General features: G+C 67.5%; 15 protein-coding genes. 7 read left to right on the forward strand and 8 right to left on the reverse strand.

Features of this window, described 5'->3' with window-relative positions:
* Positions 1-34: 34 nt before the first annotated feature.
* Positions 35-613 carry a hypothetical protein gene (locus tag BLIJ_RS05995; RefSeq protein WP_012577525.1) on the reverse strand — a complete coding sequence of 193 codons (579 nt, stop codon included), beginning with the start codon at positions 611-613 and terminating at the stop codon, positions 35-37.
* Between the two features lie 32 nt (positions 614-645).
* The gene (locus tag BLIJ_RS06000) at positions 646-1677 is read right to left on the reverse strand and encodes a hypothetical protein (protein WP_014484824.1); all 1032 of its coding nucleotides are present in this window, start codon (positions 1675-1677) and stop codon (positions 646-648) included.
* Positions 1678-1787: 110 nt separating this feature from the next.
* Between BLIJ_RS06000 and BLIJ_RS06005 the strand changes: the two genes are divergently transcribed.
* Together BLIJ_RS06005 and BLIJ_RS06010 are read left to right on the forward strand one after the other, a co-directional pair.
* The gene (locus BLIJ_RS06005) at positions 1788-2774 is read left to right on the forward strand and encodes a hypothetical protein (RefSeq protein WP_014484825.1); all 987 of its coding nucleotides are present in this window, start codon (positions 1788-1790) and stop codon (positions 2772-2774) included.
* 36 nt (positions 2775-2810) lie between these two features.
* Positions 2811-3092 carry a hypothetical protein gene (locus BLIJ_RS06010; protein ID WP_012577528.1) on the forward strand — a complete coding sequence of 94 codons (282 nt, stop codon included), beginning with the start codon at positions 2811-2813 and terminating at the stop codon, positions 3090-3092.
* Positions 3093-3182: 90 nt separating this feature from the next.
* Here BLIJ_RS06010 and BLIJ_RS06015 read toward each other — a convergent pair whose 3' ends face one another.
* Entirely contained in the window at positions 3183-5594 is a 2412-nt protein-coding gene (locus BLIJ_RS06015; protein ID WP_012577529.1) for a fimbrial protein, read from the reverse strand.
* 95 nt (positions 5595-5689) lie between these two features.
* Between BLIJ_RS06015 and BLIJ_RS06020 the strand changes: the two genes are divergently transcribed.
* Together BLIJ_RS06020 and BLIJ_RS06025 are read left to right on the forward strand one after the other, a co-directional pair.
* Positions 5690-6109 (forward strand): hypothetical protein, encoded by a 420-nt coding sequence (locus tag BLIJ_RS06020; RefSeq protein WP_012577530.1) that lies wholly within the window; start codon positions 5690-5692, stop codon positions 6107-6109.
* Positions 6097-6387, forward strand: a complete 291-nt coding sequence (locus tag BLIJ_RS06025) for a VRR-NUC domain-containing protein (RefSeq protein ID WP_012577531.1) — start codon at positions 6097-6099, stop codon at positions 6385-6387. The genes BLIJ_RS06020 and BLIJ_RS06025 overlap by 13 nt, the downstream gene beginning before the upstream one ends.
* 83 nt (positions 6388-6470) lie before the next feature.
* Here the strand turns inward: BLIJ_RS06025 and BLIJ_RS06030 are convergent, their stop codons facing one another.
* The 3 genes from BLIJ_RS06030 to BLIJ_RS06045 form a co-directional block, all read right to left on the reverse strand.
* Positions 6471-6929 (reverse strand): hypothetical protein, encoded by a 459-nt coding sequence (locus BLIJ_RS06030; protein ID WP_012577532.1) that lies wholly within the window; start codon positions 6927-6929, stop codon positions 6471-6473.
* A gap of 19 nt (positions 6930-6948) precedes the next feature.
* Complete coding sequence (locus BLIJ_RS06035; RefSeq protein ID WP_012577533.1) at positions 6949-7161, reverse strand: hypothetical protein; 213 nt, start codon at positions 7159-7161, stop codon at positions 6949-6951.
* 876 nt (positions 7162-8037) lie between these two features.
* Complete coding sequence (locus BLIJ_RS06045; protein WP_012577534.1) at positions 8038-8865, reverse strand: hypothetical protein; 828 nt, start codon at positions 8863-8865, stop codon at positions 8038-8040.
* A 400-nt stretch (positions 8866-9265) separates the two neighbouring features.
* Here BLIJ_RS06045 and BLIJ_RS06050 point away from each other — a divergent pair, with 400 nt between their 5' ends.
* Genes BLIJ_RS06050 through BLIJ_RS06060 form a run of 3 tightly spaced genes read left to right on the forward strand, consistent with a single transcriptional unit; the run spans position 9266 to position 10850 of the window.
* Positions 9266-9586, forward strand: coding sequence for a hypothetical protein (locus BLIJ_RS06050; protein WP_014484827.1), 321 nt, complete (start codon positions 9266-9268; stop codon positions 9584-9586).
* Positions 9583-10362: a nucleotidyltransferase domain-containing protein gene (locus BLIJ_RS06055; RefSeq protein WP_014484828.1), complete on the forward strand. Its 780-nt coding sequence runs from the start codon at positions 9583-9585 to the stop codon at positions 10360-10362. The genes BLIJ_RS06050 and BLIJ_RS06055 overlap by 4 nt, the downstream gene beginning before the upstream one ends.
* Positions 10359-10850 carry a Fic family protein gene (locus BLIJ_RS06060; protein WP_256756154.1) on the forward strand — a complete coding sequence of 164 codons (492 nt, stop codon included), beginning with the start codon at positions 10359-10361 and terminating at the stop codon, positions 10848-10850. The genes BLIJ_RS06055 and BLIJ_RS06060 overlap by 4 nt, the downstream gene beginning before the upstream one ends.
* Here the strand turns inward: BLIJ_RS06060 and BLIJ_RS06065 are convergent.
* Together BLIJ_RS06065 and BLIJ_RS06070 are read right to left on the reverse strand one after the other, a co-directional pair.
* Positions 10834-12714, reverse strand: a complete 1881-nt coding sequence (locus BLIJ_RS06065) for a hypothetical protein (RefSeq protein WP_012577538.1) — start codon at positions 12712-12714, stop codon at positions 10834-10836. The genes BLIJ_RS06060 and BLIJ_RS06065 overlap by 17 nt on opposite strands.
* Positions 12715-12767: 53 nt before the next feature.
* A complete protein-coding gene (locus BLIJ_RS06070; protein WP_012577539.1) occupies positions 12768-14081 on the reverse strand; it encodes a hypothetical protein in 1314 nt (437 codons plus the stop codon).
* Between the last annotated feature and the right edge of the window lie 103 nt (positions 14082-14184).

The raw sequence follows: 14184 nt of genomic DNA on the forward strand, positions 1-14184 counted from the left end.
CATGATACCGTTTCCCCTCCGTCATGGATCTCCGTCAACGTCGTTTCGGCATGGGATATGTCCTGTCGAACCAGTCGCCTGCCTGTTCGGCCATGGCGTCCGGATCATACCCGTCGCCCCACGTCCCGGCGTCGTTGCGCGCCGATTCGACGAACATGCCGCGCGCGTAGTCGCGGGCCTGGGAGCGGGTCATGGTCTCGCCCTCCAGCGTGTACGTGCGGCGGCGCGGATGACGCACGAAGTCGGCGTACAGGCGCGCGTTCGGCCCGGGGAACATGCCGGCGACGCTCGAGATCGACCCCTCGACCGGATCATCGCCCAACAGGCGGCGGATCTGGCCCGCATGGCTGGTGTTCATGCCGAACTCGTCGTGCCAACGGCCCGGCTTCAGGCCGTGGGGCAGGGTGGGCGCGTCCACGTGCCGGTCGCGCATGGCGTCCATGCCCTCCGCCCGGTCGGCGCGTTCCGCCTCGCCCATGCGCCCGTCGCAATAGGAGGCGGGCGGCGTCACGTCCATGCCCCGGACGCGCCCGTGCCCCCCGTCATACGTGCCCGCATACCCTTGCGGAAGCCCCTTCGCCCTATGGCTTCTCCCGTGCCTGTCCATGACCATGTCGGCCTCCCCTTCCGTGTATCCCGCACGGCCTATGCGGGAACGTTCGCGAGAATGTCGGACACGGCGCGCAGATACTCGCCGTACGTGCCCCCACGGCCCGGGATCCGGTCCCATGCGGCGCGCAGCATGTCCGGATCATGCACGCCCCCGGCCCGCGACCAGCGGCCAAGCCGCATGCCCGCCCGGATCATGCCCATGCCCATGCCCAGCGAGTGGAGGATCTCCACGGCCCCCAGCATCGGCCGGCCGGCCGCCAGGGCCTGGCTCGCCCGCGGATCGTCCAATATGAGGTCGAGGCGGCCAGCCACCCCGTCCAGGACGCCGCCCGCCGCCTCGAGGCGCGCGGACCTGACGTCCACGCCCAATACGGCCAGCTCCGTGTCGGTCAGACGGTTCAGCATGGCGGGCGTGATCCCATGCCGTTCGAGCCATTCCGCGGTCACCTCGAACGGTTCGCCGCCCGCATGGTCCATAAGCGCCGGATCATGATCCTCGTCCACATCCTCCAACGGGGCGAAACGACGCCGCTTCGCCCCGAACAGCGCCTCCCATTCCGGCAGGCCGCCGCATGCGAGCAGGTTCGACGAGCCCGGACGCGAGTTGCGCCCGTCATGGTAAGGCAGGAACACCATGCTGCTCACGCCGCGCTCCATCTGACCATGGACATGCGCGTCCACCGCCTCGTCCCACAGGCGTTCCCTGACGGCGCGCGGGGGACGCCCCGACGCATGATCGTTGCGGTATTCGGCGAGCCGTCGCTCATAGGCGGCGCCGGCGCGCAGCAGTTTGACGCTCACGCCCAGCTCCCTGTGGAGGATCGCCTCCTTGCTGCACCGTTTGCAGATCATGGTCAGGAGCGTGGGCGTGACCGTCTGCCCCTTCGCCATGCATTTCATGGCCTGGTCCTCTATCCATTCGCGCACCAGGTCGGAGGCGCGCGCGTCGTCGCGCAGCAGTCCGGCGACGCGGCCCGCGGGCGAGTTCGACCTGGTCGGGTCGGCGTATCGGCTGATGATCCTCTCCCATTGGGCGGGAGTGCATGCAAGGTTATCGTCTGACATGCGGGCGCGTATGCGTCCCGGGACGCATACCATGCGTTTCGCCACCACCCCGCATCCCGGTCGGCGCAAGGCGACACGCCGTACGCGGACGACCCGCATAGCCGGACCTCATGTTCGACGCTTTCGACGAATCATGGTGGTCGGCCGGATCGGCCCTCAACTGGTGGGACAGCCGCGTGGCCGACCCGCCCGCATGGCTCCCCGACCGGGAGAAGGCGCTCGCATGGCTGGAACGGCATGCCCCCGTCACCGGGGCGGCGCTCGCGCTCATCCGCTCGCACAGGACCTGCGAGACAAGCCAACTCCACGAGCTCGACCCGAGACTGCCCGCCGACCCGCGGTCCACGCTGTGGATGATGCTCGCCGGCATGCGCCTCATCGACCTGGGGTTCCCCATCAACGTGAACGGGCGCGGCGGATGGGGACCGAAAAGCGCGGGCTTCATGGCCGTCCGCCTGCCCGTCCACCACGCGATCGACCCGGAGCTGCGCCGGCTGGGCCTCACGCCCGTCGAAATCGCGGACATCGGGCCGGGGCCGTTGCGCGGGCAACGCCAGTACGACCGGCACAACCTGATCTGCACGGGGCTCGCCGTCCGCGCCCGGCGCGACGGGTGGCTGACCGCGGGGGAGGCGTGGTGCCGGTTCGACCGGATCTGCGACGATCCGCTCATGGGGCGGGGAGGCCCCGATCTGGCGCTCATCGGCGAGGGCCTGCTCGCATGCGTGGAACTGACCGCGTCCACCGGACAGTCATTGGAAGCGAAGTTCCGCCGGTGGGACAGGATCCTCGACCATCCGGCCTGCCGGAACACGCATGTCCTGTGGCTGTCGGCCGGCCGCGGCGACGGGAACACGGGGATCCTGGAACGGTTGGACGGCTTGTGCGCGGCACGCTCCCGCCAGCATGCGGGCGATGCGGCGTCCGTCATGGCCGGCGGTTTCATGACGGACGGGTGGACGCCCTCACCCGGCATCCCCGTCCCCCTGGGCGGGTGGATGGGACATGACATGGACAGGCTCGGCCGCGTGTTCGGCCTGCCGAACGCCGCCTCATGGCGGCTGCCGGAGCGCATGCGCGGGCATTGGCATGGCTGAGCGACAGGCGGGTGGCCGGAACGCATATACGGGGGTATGACCGGAATGGATTGGGATCGCGCGGCGGAGAGCATCAGCCGTGAGGGCGGGACGCGCATGATGGACGCGTACGCCATGCTGGAGCATGATGCGGAAGTGTTCGCCCGCGCCGCCAGATGCCTGGAAACACTGCCCGGAACGGACCGGATTCTAATGGAGGACGCGTTCCGTCTCATGGGACGGTTCGGCGGCGGCCTGACGCCCGCCCAGGCGTCGATCCTGTGCCGTGCGGGCATGCTCGCCACCAGGCGGGCCGCGGCCCTCGACCCGGCCGCCTAGGCCGGTTTTCCCCATGCACGCGGGAAGGCCGGATGCGGGGAGAACACACGCCCCCCGCATCCGGCCTTCCCGCGTGCATGGGCATCCGGATCACATGGTCGCGTCCGTGTCCCCGTCCGGATCATGCGGCTTATGCCGGGACGCGAACCATGCGCCGACGGCCGCCAGGACGGCGGCGACGGCGATCATGATCACGCCCGTCACGCCCGCGCCGGTGGCGGCGAGCCCCGCATCGTATTCGACGTGTACCTTGTAGACGACGGACGTCAGCCCGTCGGCGCTGGTCACGGTGAGTGTCGTGTCCGCGCCGTCCACATGCTTGGTGACGCTCATGCCCGTCTGCTTGTCCCACGACGGGGTGACCACGTAGCGTTCCGGGTTGGCGACGCCCACCGTGTATTCGAGCCTGTCCGGCGAGAACCCGGCGACGTCGCGCCCGTCGACGCTCAGCCCGGTCAGGCCCGCCCTGTGGGTCGCCCCGGTCAGGTAGGTGACCGTGACGGTGCGCGTCCGGTAGGTGACGCCGTCGGGGGCGAGCACCCCGATCCGGTATTTCCACGTCATGCCGTGGTCGCGGCCCGGCGTGATCTTCACGATCTGGCCCAGGTATGACTCGTAGGCGAACGAGCCGCCCTCCGGGATCAGGTATTCGTCGCCCTTCTCCGCGTGGTACGTGCCGTCCTTCGTCCATCCGACGCTTTTCAGCGTGGCCGTGTCCGGGCCGGGAGCCTCCCGGGTGCCGCCCGTGTCCTTCGGATCGGAGGGTTTGAACGCCTCGTCCGCGGTGGGGGTCCTGTGGTCGCGGACGAGCGTGACCGTGTACGTACGGTTCCCGCCGTCCGGGCCGGTCACCGTCCAATGCTGGACGGTGCTGTGCGCGGTCAGGGTCGTGTCGGACGCCTTCACCGTCTGTCCGGCCTTCGCCCTGGGGCTGACCGTGACCTTGTCGTCCTCGCCCGCGGTGATCGTGTATTCGAGGATGTCGGGATCCCACCCTTGGATGGGCTTGCCGTTGACGAGCAGTCCGTCGAGGGCGGCGTCCGGCGCGTCGACGGTTCTGGACGGCTGTTCGAACGGCTGCCGGATCGTGAATTCGCGGGTCACGATGGTGCCGTCCGTCCTGGTCGCCCTGATCGTGCCGGTGAACACGCGCATCCCGTTATCGCCGAGCCCGGTGGGTTTCAACGTGACCGTCGCGTCGTCGCCGCTGGTCACGGCGGGCGTGTACTGGTCGCCGGCCGCGGCGTGGGGGAGCGTGGGCAGGGTCACGTCCAACGGGGTGTCCGCGGCGGTCGCGTCCTCCAGGTCGACGCCGGGGATGGGGGTCGTGTTCCCGTCGGCGGTCCGATGCTCCACGCCGATGCTGAGTTTCGCGTTCCAGGCGCGGCTGGCGGTCAGGTTCACCGTGAGCGTCTGCCCGTTGTCGAGCGTGCGCGTGGCCGTCCCGCTCATGGTCCATACGGGGCCGGCCGCGCCCGACGGGTCGAGCGTGGCCTTGCCCCAGGCGACGGGGAGCGTCGATCCGTCGGACAGTTCCACCTTGTCGGTGACGGGCATGTTGTCCCTGTCGAGCCGGTGGCCGGTGTCGGTGACGGTCCATTCGGAGCCGTTCTTCGAACCGGTGAAACGGGTCCCGTCCTTCAATGTGATCTCCGTGCCCTGGACGATGCGTATGGGGATGCGGAACGATTCGCCGCCGTGGGACGCGGTCAGGACCCGGGTCGTTTCGGTGACGCCGGCCAGCGTGTTCCTGATGTCGGGTGCGGCGGCCGTGGTCGACACTTCGATCCGGTTGGACGTGCTGCCGCCCGTGATCTTCTCGTCCGTGCCGGGCGCCTGGTCCAACGGGGCGGCGGGCGTCCATGTCCTCGACGCGTCGTCGTAGGTGAGGGTCCGGCCGTGGAACGTCCAGTTGACGATGCGCAGGCCCGCGACCGCCTGGTCGAGGCCGTCGGCGGCATTGGCGAGCGTCTGGTCGCCGGCCGTGCCGGCGTCCAGTTTCCTCGCGTCGCCGATCGCCTTGTCGAGCGCGTCGAGGCTCGCCTGGTCGTACGCGGCCGTCGCGTCCTTGTCGGCGCGGATCGTTTCGGCCTTCTTCAATGATTCCTTGAACCGGTCGGCGGCGGACACGGCGCGGAACGTGTAGGTGCGGGACTGGTTCGGATCGGGCGCGTCGAGGGTGACGGTCAGCGGATCGTCCTTGGAGATGGATTGGGTCCATCCGTCGGGCAGTCCGGCAAGGGTGACCGCGGTCGTGCCGGCGGGCACGTCGCCCCCCTTCCCGTTGGCCGGATCGAATCCCGTGACGACGCCGGTGCCGCCTTTCGCGTCCCTCCACCGGGCCGTCACGCCGGCCAGGCCGGCGATGGGCGTGCGCTGTCCGGTGCGGGTCGCCGCCCCGCCCGCCGTCGGCTGGTCCGCCATGGCGGGCGCGGCCGTCCCGCCGGCCAGGGTGGCGGCGGCGAGCGTCGCGGCCAGGGTCCTGCTGATTCGTTTGTCCATGGTTCTCCTTTTCCGAATCGTCGTGCGGGCCTGGAACCGGCCCCGCACGCGTCGGCATGCGTCTATGCGCGACTGCGCAACGCATACGATGGGGCATGGATGATTGGCATGACAGGGTCCTGGCCCTGCTGGACGGGTCGGGGGACGCGCGTCGGGCCGCGTTCGACCCGAATCCTGTGGTGCGCGCGCACGCGGCGGGCATGCCGCTGCCCGACCGTGTCGTGGAGCGTCTGGCGGACGATCCGGCGGCCTGCGTGCGCGCCCGCGTGGCCGCCCGGCCCGGCCTGGACGCGGCGCTGATGTCCACGCTCGCCCATGACCAGGATGCGCGCGTGCGCCGCGTGCTCGCGACCCGGACCGATCTGGACGCGGAGACGCTGCGCGTGCTCGGCACGGATCTGGACGCGCGCGTGCTGGAGGCGGCCGGCTTCCCGGAACGGGCGCGCCTGATCCGCATGCTCCCCGTCGAGCCGGACGGGCCGGACGCGCGGAGGGGGTTCGGATGGCGGCGGTGAGGGAGAACACGGTGGAACGCCGGTTCAACATGCTGGCGAGACGGCATGGGGGACTGTCCCTGAAATGGGTGTCGCCCGGACGATTGGGCGTGCCCGACCGTCTCCTGTTCATGCCCGGCGGCAGGCTGTATCTCGTGGAACTGAAACGGCCGGGAGGAAAGCCCAGGGCTAGCCAGAACGCCATGTTCGCGAAACTCGAAACACGCGGCTTCCACGTGTGGGTCGTGGACGATCCGGACGCGTTCTTCGACATGATCATGGGGGATGGGGTCGGATAGTCCGGGGCGCGTCTTCACGGCCGCAATGCATGCGCGACGGCCCCGCCTCCCTTCCGGAATGCGGGGCCGTCGCGGTTTCCATATCAGGCGAGATCGTCGGCAAGCGTCCGGTCGGTGAACCCCCAGTCCGCCACGTTCTCCAACGAGGGATCGTCGATGACGCCGGTCAGGTCCCGGTCGGTGGCGAAATCCATGCGATGATTCACCCACGTGTTCTCCCTGATGGTCATGATGTCCAGATCGTCGTCGTCGGATTCGCTTTCCATGATCGCGTACACATGCCACCCGGCGGGCACATGCTCGCGGGGGAGGCGTTCGCAGTCCATCGCGTACCCGTTGACATGGCTGCCGTCCGCGAGCGTGAAGTCGATTTGGCGGGCCAGGTCCGGCCGGTCGAAGATCGCGGCCAGATCATGCGGGTCCGGCGTGTTCCGGGGCGCGGCCACATCCCCCGATACGCCGGCGGCGTTCTTCGGCTCGTACCGGCCGCCGTCGGGCGTTCCCTTCGGCCTGTGGCTCCTGTTGTTCCTGTCCATGACCATGATGGTTTTCCTTTCCTTTTCAGCGCAGGCCGCTCAGGACCGGATTGCCGGCCAGTATGGCATGCATGTCGGAATCGTCCGGATACCGGTCGCGCAGCACCTTGAGGCTCGCCAACGGCAGGCTCGGATTGCCGGCCAGGTTCAGGTCGGTCTGACGGTCGCCGCGTCCGGCGAACGAGCCCAGCAGCTCCGACGGCGTCCTCGGATTGTAGGCGAGCCGCCTGTCCAACATCCGGATTGTTCAAGGATGCAAGGCTTGAGGCGAGCGCGAAGTCGAGCTTCGGGCTCATGGCCGCGCCGAACGCGGCCTCGTACCGGTCGTAGGACACGTGGCTCTTCCAGTCGGCGAGCGTCGCCATGTCCATGCGCGGATGGCTCCACACGCGTTCTCGGATCCACGGGTCCGTGGTCCTCTCGTCGATGGCGTGCAGCGCGTCGGGACCGCAATGCGGATGGCGGAGCACCTTGCCCGCGAACACGCTGCTGTCGCGCGGATGGATGTTGACGGCGAGGGCGAGCGTCGAATCGTCCGCCGCCGGGTTCGCGGCCACGCGGCCGGCCTGCTGCATGTGCGGGTCGGCCCACAGGCTTTCCTTGACGAGTTCGGGAGCCGCGTGCGGGTTGGAGCCGACCGCGTCGACGGCCGCGTGCCTGACGCCCGGGGTCTGGTCGCGCATCCAGCCCACGCAGCGGGCGCGGAACGCGTCCGACATGACGGGGCGCATGCAGGCGCCGAACACCGTGTCCGCGCGTGCCGAATTCGACTTCTGCCGGAATACGAGCCTGTCCACGTCATCCTCCGTGAGGTTCGGATTCGACGCGAGGTACGCGTCCACCTCGGGCCGATGGGCGGCCATCAGGCCGGTGAGGTCCGGGCCGGAGGCGGTGCGAATGTACTCGATGTCATCCCTGGTGAGGGGTTCGTGCGCGCCGATGATGCGGGCGGACGGGTCCGCGTCCATGGGCGGCATCACATCATCCGGCCCGGCCGAACCGTTTTTCGTCTCGTATTGGCCGCCGTCGGGCGTGCCCTTCGGCTTGTGGCTCCTGTTGTTCCTGTCCATCACCATGATGGCCTCCCGTCGGTCGGTTGCGTTTCGCCATGTTCCTATGCGTCCCCGAGCAGCAGGCCCGGCCAGTCCACGTCCGGCGGCGTGGTGAACGCGAGCATGTCGAGATCATGGTGCTTCGGTTCGGATTCCCCGTTGGCGAGCATGAAGCAGAAGATGCTGGGACTGGCGGGCAGGAGCCCGGCGAGCACGCCGACGCCCCACATGGCGGTCGCCGTCTCCGCCGTGTTGTCCGGGTCGCCCTTGTACCGGGGCCGGGAGTCCGGGTAGCGGACCTGGCAGACGACCCCGCAGTCCGCGCCCGGCGATGCCTTCCACACGTTCCTGCATGCGCGCATGGCGCGCGTCTGCATGGTCTTGCGCTCCCGGGCCGTCAGGCGCATGTTGCTGGTCAGCCATGAGTCCTCGCCGAACGTGGCATGGGCCAGGGTCGCTTTCGAACCGGGCATGAGGGCGAGCAGCCGGGACAACGGGTCCGTGTCCGGCCCCAATGGGATCACCCAGATGAACAGTTCCGCGCGTCCGCCCGGCAGGGGGCGGGGGTCCCTGAGATAGCAGGTCATCACGCGATGGTACGGGTCGTCGTCCGGCCACAGCCCCTCGTCGGTGCCAGCGTCGATCAGGGGCTTCAGGGTCTCGGCCGCCAGTACGGGGCTTTCGCGTCGCCCGCCCACGGTGACGAGCATCATGTACCGGTTGACCCGGGGCGCGCCCGCGGCCTTCATCTCCCGCCACACCTGCCGTCCGTAGGCGCGCAGGCGTCCCCGCCGCCGTTTCCGCTCGGTCACGTCCTCGTCGCCGGTGGTCGTCATCCACAGGGAGGCGGACACCGTGAACGGGACCGTGTATGGTTTCAAACCGTTCATGCGGCGCGGCTATGCCGGCCCCGGGCCGTGTATGCATTCCGGCCGGCCTGTATGCATCCGTATGCATCCGGGGATGCATACATTTTTTCTTCCCGTTTCGGCTTGGTTCCAACGTTCCGGGGATGGTCCGGGGGCGTGTATGCATTGTATGCATCATTCCCTTATAGAGGATTCGAGAAAAGGGAAGGAAACCCCTTATATTGATGCATACAATGCATACAAGAGAAAGGAATTCTATTTTTTCCTTTATATATAAGGGTTTTCGGGCTTTTTCCGGGCTTTTTCTGTATGCATCCCCGGATGCATACAGATGCATACACGCATACAAACAGGGTCGGAAGAACTTCACAATATCGTAAACCCTGATGGAACCCGTCCGCGGGGACGCATGCCCTCCTGCATGAACGATCGCATCGCATTCTCCACCGAACACTTCACCGTCCACCGTCTCGACGACCCGGAACGCCCCTACCGGATCGACAACGGGGCGGGCTCCACGCGCCTCGGCGAACCGGCCTGCGTGACCATCCGCATGGACTACGGCAAGGCCCGCATCACATGGACCGGCATCGGCGCCAAGGACACCGGCGACGCCCGCCTGTTCGCCGGCCTCGTCCGCGAGGCGTGCGACGTGGCCGACCGCATCAACCACAGCCGCGAAGGCCGGCAGGCCGCCCGGCTCGGCGACGACTACCTCGAATCGTTGGGAATCGAACGTTGAACCGTTTCGAACAGGCGCTCACCCCCTACATGGACCGTCGCGTGCTCGCCGCATGGGTGGGCGGCAGCCACGCGCACGGGCTCGCCCGTCCGGACAGTGACATCGACCTCCATCTGGTGCTCGCCCCCGAACCAGACGACATCCTCCTCGGCCGAACCGACCGTACCAAAGGCCTGCATGGGCCAGACATCACGATCACCACGCCCATCCCGCTGCTCACGGGACTGGCCAAAGGCGCGCCCAACACGCTCGAAGCGTTGAGCCTGCCCAACGACTGCCTGCTTCTGGACGCGGGCCTCCTGCACATGCTCGCCCCATTGGCGGGCCGGCTCACCAGCCGGAACACCATCGACATGGCCCTGGGCAACGTGAAAGGCAACCTCCACCTGCTCGCCCGCGACGGCCTCGACGAACGGAAACGCCGCAAGCTGCAGGGCGAAACCATGCGCCTGCTCGCCTCCATCGGACACGTGACGGCCGGCCGGGACACGGACACGCCCTGGCCGTGCCGTCTCGACGCCGACCTCGACGTTCTGAGGGAAATCCGCGAACATGGCATGGATGACGCGGAGCTCGCCGCCCAACTGCCCGACATGTTGGCATACGCGTCCTCCCGCCGTCTCCACGCACCCGACCGGAAGACGATCCGCGAGACGGAACGACTGGTCGCCGGACTGATGAAAGGCCTGGTCGACGGCACGACGGCCACGTTCCCCATGGAAAGCGTGCCCGCCATGCTCGAAATCCGTTCACGGATGCGTCCTCATACGTCCTGAACACTGATTGGGATACGACCCGGTTCGATCTCGACTGGTTCAAAGGCATCAACGCGGCCATGACACGCACCGCGGCCATGCTGCCGGGCGTGTTGCGCGACAGAGGAAACGTGATCGTCGGCACGAAATACGGCACGTACACGCCGACCGTCCCCGACCCGATCATCCTGGATTCGTGGATGGAGTCGGGCGCATCCGATAAGGGCGATCCCCTGGACGCGGCATCCCACCTGTTCGCCCGGCTCGCGAAGGCGCAACCGTTCGGCGACGGCAACAAGCGTGGCGCGCTGCTCGCCGCCAACGGGCTGCTTGTCAGGGCCGGTTCGCCGCTCATGCTCACGGTGCCCGTGAAGGAACCGGAACGCACGGGGTTCAACGATCTGCCCGGCGCCCGGTACATGCATGATGATGATCGGATCATCGTTTGGCTGGCCGATTGGAACAGGGCGGACCCGGAGATCGGGACCTGGATCAGCCCCGGCGCATGATGCGCGCCAGTTCGGCCGCGTCCATGAGCGGGCCGGACGGTTCCGGACCGGTCGGGCGTGCCGGGACGCCGGATGGCATCGCGTCATCATCCGTTCCACCATCCGATTCGGGATCGGCGCCCCCGCCGCCGTACTCGTCGAGGCTTTCATCCCATCTGTCCTTGATGGCGCCAAGGAACGGGAACAGGCGGTAGGTGTCCGCATCCCTGAACCTGATGCGGTCCATAATCACGGTGTTGAAATGCGGGTCGTCGGCCGTGGTCTGGTCGAACGAATCCAGGTACGCGGACCGGTCGATGCCATCGGGCAGCCCGAGATGGTCGCACATCCACTTGCCCAGCGCCTTCGCGTCGTCCGTCCCGTCCGGCAGGACGGGGAAATACGTCTTGAACACGAACGGTGATTGGCCTTCGAACTCCGCGGAGCCGACGCCCTTGGACACGCCCTCGTCGAACACGTTCTGCGGACATTCCGGCACGCTTTCCGCGATGTTGAACACGAGGCCCCGCTGGTTCTTCGACGCGCGGGCCCCCATGAGCGCCTTGTTGCCGATCGCGCTTCTCAGGCTCGGCGGCATGCCGGTCGCCGCGGACGCTACCTGGTTCAGGAGAATGACCCGGTACCCGTAGGCTCGGCCCACCAGCACCAGGTCGGTGACGGTCCTGAGGATCAGTTCCTTGACCTGCGCGTCATGCTTCTCCTCCCAGACGGGCGGCAACGCGGTCTTCGGCAGGCTGCCCGCCGACTTGTGCCCGACCGTCAGCTGGGTGAACTCGTCGCAGACGACGAGCCGCAACGGCATCCGCCTCTTCTCCTCGTCGGTCAGCTGGTACCAGTTCTGGTAGCCGCGCCGGCGGAAGAACTCAGCGCGCGGCCCGCCCTTGTCGATGTCGGCCATGCACGTCTTCAATACGCCGAGCGTCTGGAGCAGGCTGTCGCAGCCCCAGCCGTTCTCGTGGATCCAGGGGCGCGCCCAATAATAGTCGGCGGCCTTGGTGAAATGGTCGCAGACGAACAGCTCCACCTGTCCGGTGGCCAGCTGGTCGGCGATGATGTCGTTGCCGAACACGCTTTTGCCCGCGCCCGGAAGGCCTCCCAGATAGATGCTGGGGGAGGCCTTCCAGTCGAGGATCGCGGGCTCCGCCGTTTTGCCGGGTCTGGCGAGCCTGACGCCGAAACGTGTGCGGTCCCTGTCCGCGCCCAGATGGTCGAACGGGAGTTGCACGAGTCTGGGGAACGTCCTGGGCAGGCCGGGATGGATGTCGATGGTCCCGTTCTTCGGATCGGCCTCGAACCACCATCCGAGGCGTCCGATCTGCTCGCAGGCGGCATCCACCTTCGCATCGTATTTGTCCGCCTGGTAGACGATTCCGTCGTCGAGGATGGCATGCCATCCGCCGTCCTCGACGGGCGTCATGCGCAGATCCCAGTCGTGCAGGCCCATGGCGGCGGCCAGCTGCCCGCGTGCGGTGGCCTGCGCGTCCGTCAAACGTTCGAGCAGCGCCTTGCCCTCGTACGGGTGGAACACGGTGAGCCGGTATCCGGGGTATTTCGTCTCGTACACGGCCTGCACCTCGGCGCCCTTGCTGGGCTTCGAATGTTCGGCGCTCAGGTTGATTTCGAGGCTGGAGTCGTCGCGCATGTCGACGCTGGACGACTGCCGGTCGACAAGGACGGCGACATGCCGGTCCCGGTCGATGAACTCGAGGCGGGCGGCCTTGGCCTCCGGATGCCCGGCCTGCCATTTCGCTATCTGCCGGTCGAGTAGAGCCCGGTGGCTGCCGTTGTTCGCCGGATCGAAGTCGACGCTGCCCCCCGCCCGGGTCTTCACATGGACGGGGTACTCGTATTCGAATCTGATCATGCGGGCCGGCTATGCCGGGCCCGGACGCATTCGGGAAGGCATGCGTTCACCCGTCAGTTCTCGATGGGCTTCCATTCGCCGCCGTTCGACTCCTCGAACCGTCGGCGGGCCCGTCGCTCCCAGGCGGGCGAGCCGGGCTTCTCCCGGCAGATCCAGCTCATCACGCTCGACGGTTTGACGCCGTTCGCCGTGATGATCGTATGGTCCACCGGATACGTGCTACCGTCGCTCATGTGCCCGATTCCCGGCCGGTCATGCTCCATGCGGAACGTGTGGGTCTTCGCGTCCGCCGTCACGTATTCGATGCCCGGATCCCAGCGTGCCAGGGCGAGCGCCCCGGTGACGCCCCGGTGTTTGGCGGCCAGGCGCAGCATGGCGGCCTGGCCGACGTCGGGGCCGAGTCCGGCGAACGGCTTCACGATTCTCTCGTCCGGGTCGAACACGTCAGGATCCGCGGCCATGAACGCCCGGTACTCGTGTTCGTCATCGCACAACGCGTCGCGCAGCTGCCGGTAGCGTCGGGTCGGTTTCCTCCCGTCCAACAGTTGTTGCTCCAGTTTCCTGAACTCCTTGGATTTCCGGTATTCGCGCCCCGCCTGCGGGTTCCAGCCGTCCTCCTGGAGTTCGCGCAGCGTGTCGGCGAACGCCATCTTGTCATCGAACGCGCTGCCGTTGATCAGTCCACGGTCGACGTTCTTCTTGTACAGGTCGCGCATCTCATCGTTCAACGGATTCAGATGTCCTTCCGTTGCCGCAGCATATCGGGCCTGTTTGGTCTGGGTGCCTTTCCATGCGGCTTCGTAGCGGCGTTCGGCGGCCTCCCCGTCGTAGTCGCTTACCCAATTCTCTGGTTGTGGTCCCTTCCACGTGTCCGCCTGTTCGTCTGGCCGTACGGGCTCCAATCCGAGATTGCGGAGCTCCCGGTTCGGGTCCAATGCGGTTTCGATGATGTGTTGCCGGGTTTCCTGTTCCAATCGCGCGCGATCATAGGATTTCACCGGTATGCCGTCATAGGCGGCCTGTATGTGGTTGATGACATAGTCAGCGTGCGAGCCGTCCGGCATCCGTGGATCGTATCGCAGGTTCGCCACGATCAACGGCATGTCATCCTCTTCGTCCGGCATGGCCTGCCGGCCGACCAGCAGGTTCAGGCGGGTCGCCGCATAACCCGCGTATGCGGCGACGTCCGGATCCATCATGATCGCGTTCATCGCGTCGTCCATCGCATCGTCCAGCCGACGTCCGCCGGCCGACGGCGGGACGATGTCGTCGCCGGCCGCCTGCGGGCCGATCGTGTCGAACGTGCCCGCCACCCCCTGGGGCAGGCCCTTCGGCCTGTGGCTCCTGTTGTTCCTGTCTACCGTCATGGTCGTCTCCGTTCTACGAATACCGGATCTTGTTCCGGCTGCCTGCTATACGGGGCGGGGTCGCATGTTCCGGCCTGCATCCTCCTGGACGCAGGTTGACATC

Source organism: Bifidobacterium longum subsp. infantis ATCC 15697 = JCM 1222 = DSM 20088 (genome assembly GCF_000269965.1).
Lineage (GTDB): Bacteria > Actinomycetota > Actinomycetes > Actinomycetales > Bifidobacteriaceae > Bifidobacterium > Bifidobacterium infantis.

Bases quoted from the DNA above. Each gene is read 5' to 3' on its own strand.
- BLIJ_RS06005 (WP_014484825.1), top strand. From the start codon at position 1,788: ATGTTCGACGCTTTCGACGAATCATGGTGGTCGGCCGGATCGGCCCTC.
- BLIJ_RS06070 (WP_012577539.1), bottom strand. From the start codon at position 14,081: ATGACGGTAGACAGGAACAACAGGAGCCACAGGCCGAAGGGCCTGCCC.
- BLIJ_RS06025 (WP_012577531.1), top strand. From the start codon at position 6,097: ATGGCGGCGGTGAGGGAGAACACGGTGGAACGCCGGTTCAACATGCTG.
- BLIJ_RS05995 (WP_012577525.1), bottom strand. From the start codon at position 613: ATGGTCATGGACAGGCACGGGAGAAGCCATAGGGCGAAGGGGCTTCCG.
- BLIJ_RS06050 (WP_014484827.1), top strand. From the start codon at position 9,266: ATGAACGATCGCATCGCATTCTCCACCGAACACTTCACCGTCCACCGT.
- BLIJ_RS06020 (WP_012577530.1), top strand. From the start codon at position 5,690: ATGGATGATTGGCATGACAGGGTCCTGGCCCTGCTGGACGGGTCGGGG.
- BLIJ_RS06035 (WP_012577533.1), bottom strand. From the start codon at position 7,161: ATGTTGGACAGGCGGCTCGCCTACAATCCGAGGACGCCGTCGGAGCTG.
- BLIJ_RS06010 (WP_012577528.1), top strand. From the start codon at position 2,811: ATGACCGGAATGGATTGGGATCGCGCGGCGGAGAGCATCAGCCGTGAG.
- BLIJ_RS06045 (WP_012577534.1), bottom strand. From the start codon at position 8,865: ATGAACGGTTTGAAACCATACACGGTCCCGTTCACGGTGTCCGCCTCC.
- BLIJ_RS06015 (WP_012577529.1), bottom strand. From the start codon at position 5,594: ATGGACAAACGAATCAGCAGGACCCTGGCCGCGACGCTCGCCGCCGCC.
- BLIJ_RS06030 (WP_012577532.1), bottom strand. From the start codon at position 6,929: ATGGTCATGGACAGGAACAACAGGAGCCACAGGCCGAAGGGAACGCCC.
- BLIJ_RS06000 (WP_014484824.1), bottom strand. From the start codon at position 1,677: ATGTCAGACGATAACCTTGCATGCACTCCCGCCCAATGGGAGAGGATC.
- BLIJ_RS06065 (WP_012577538.1), bottom strand. From the start codon at position 12,714: ATGATCAGATTCGAATACGAGTACCCCGTCCATGTGAAGACCCGGGCG.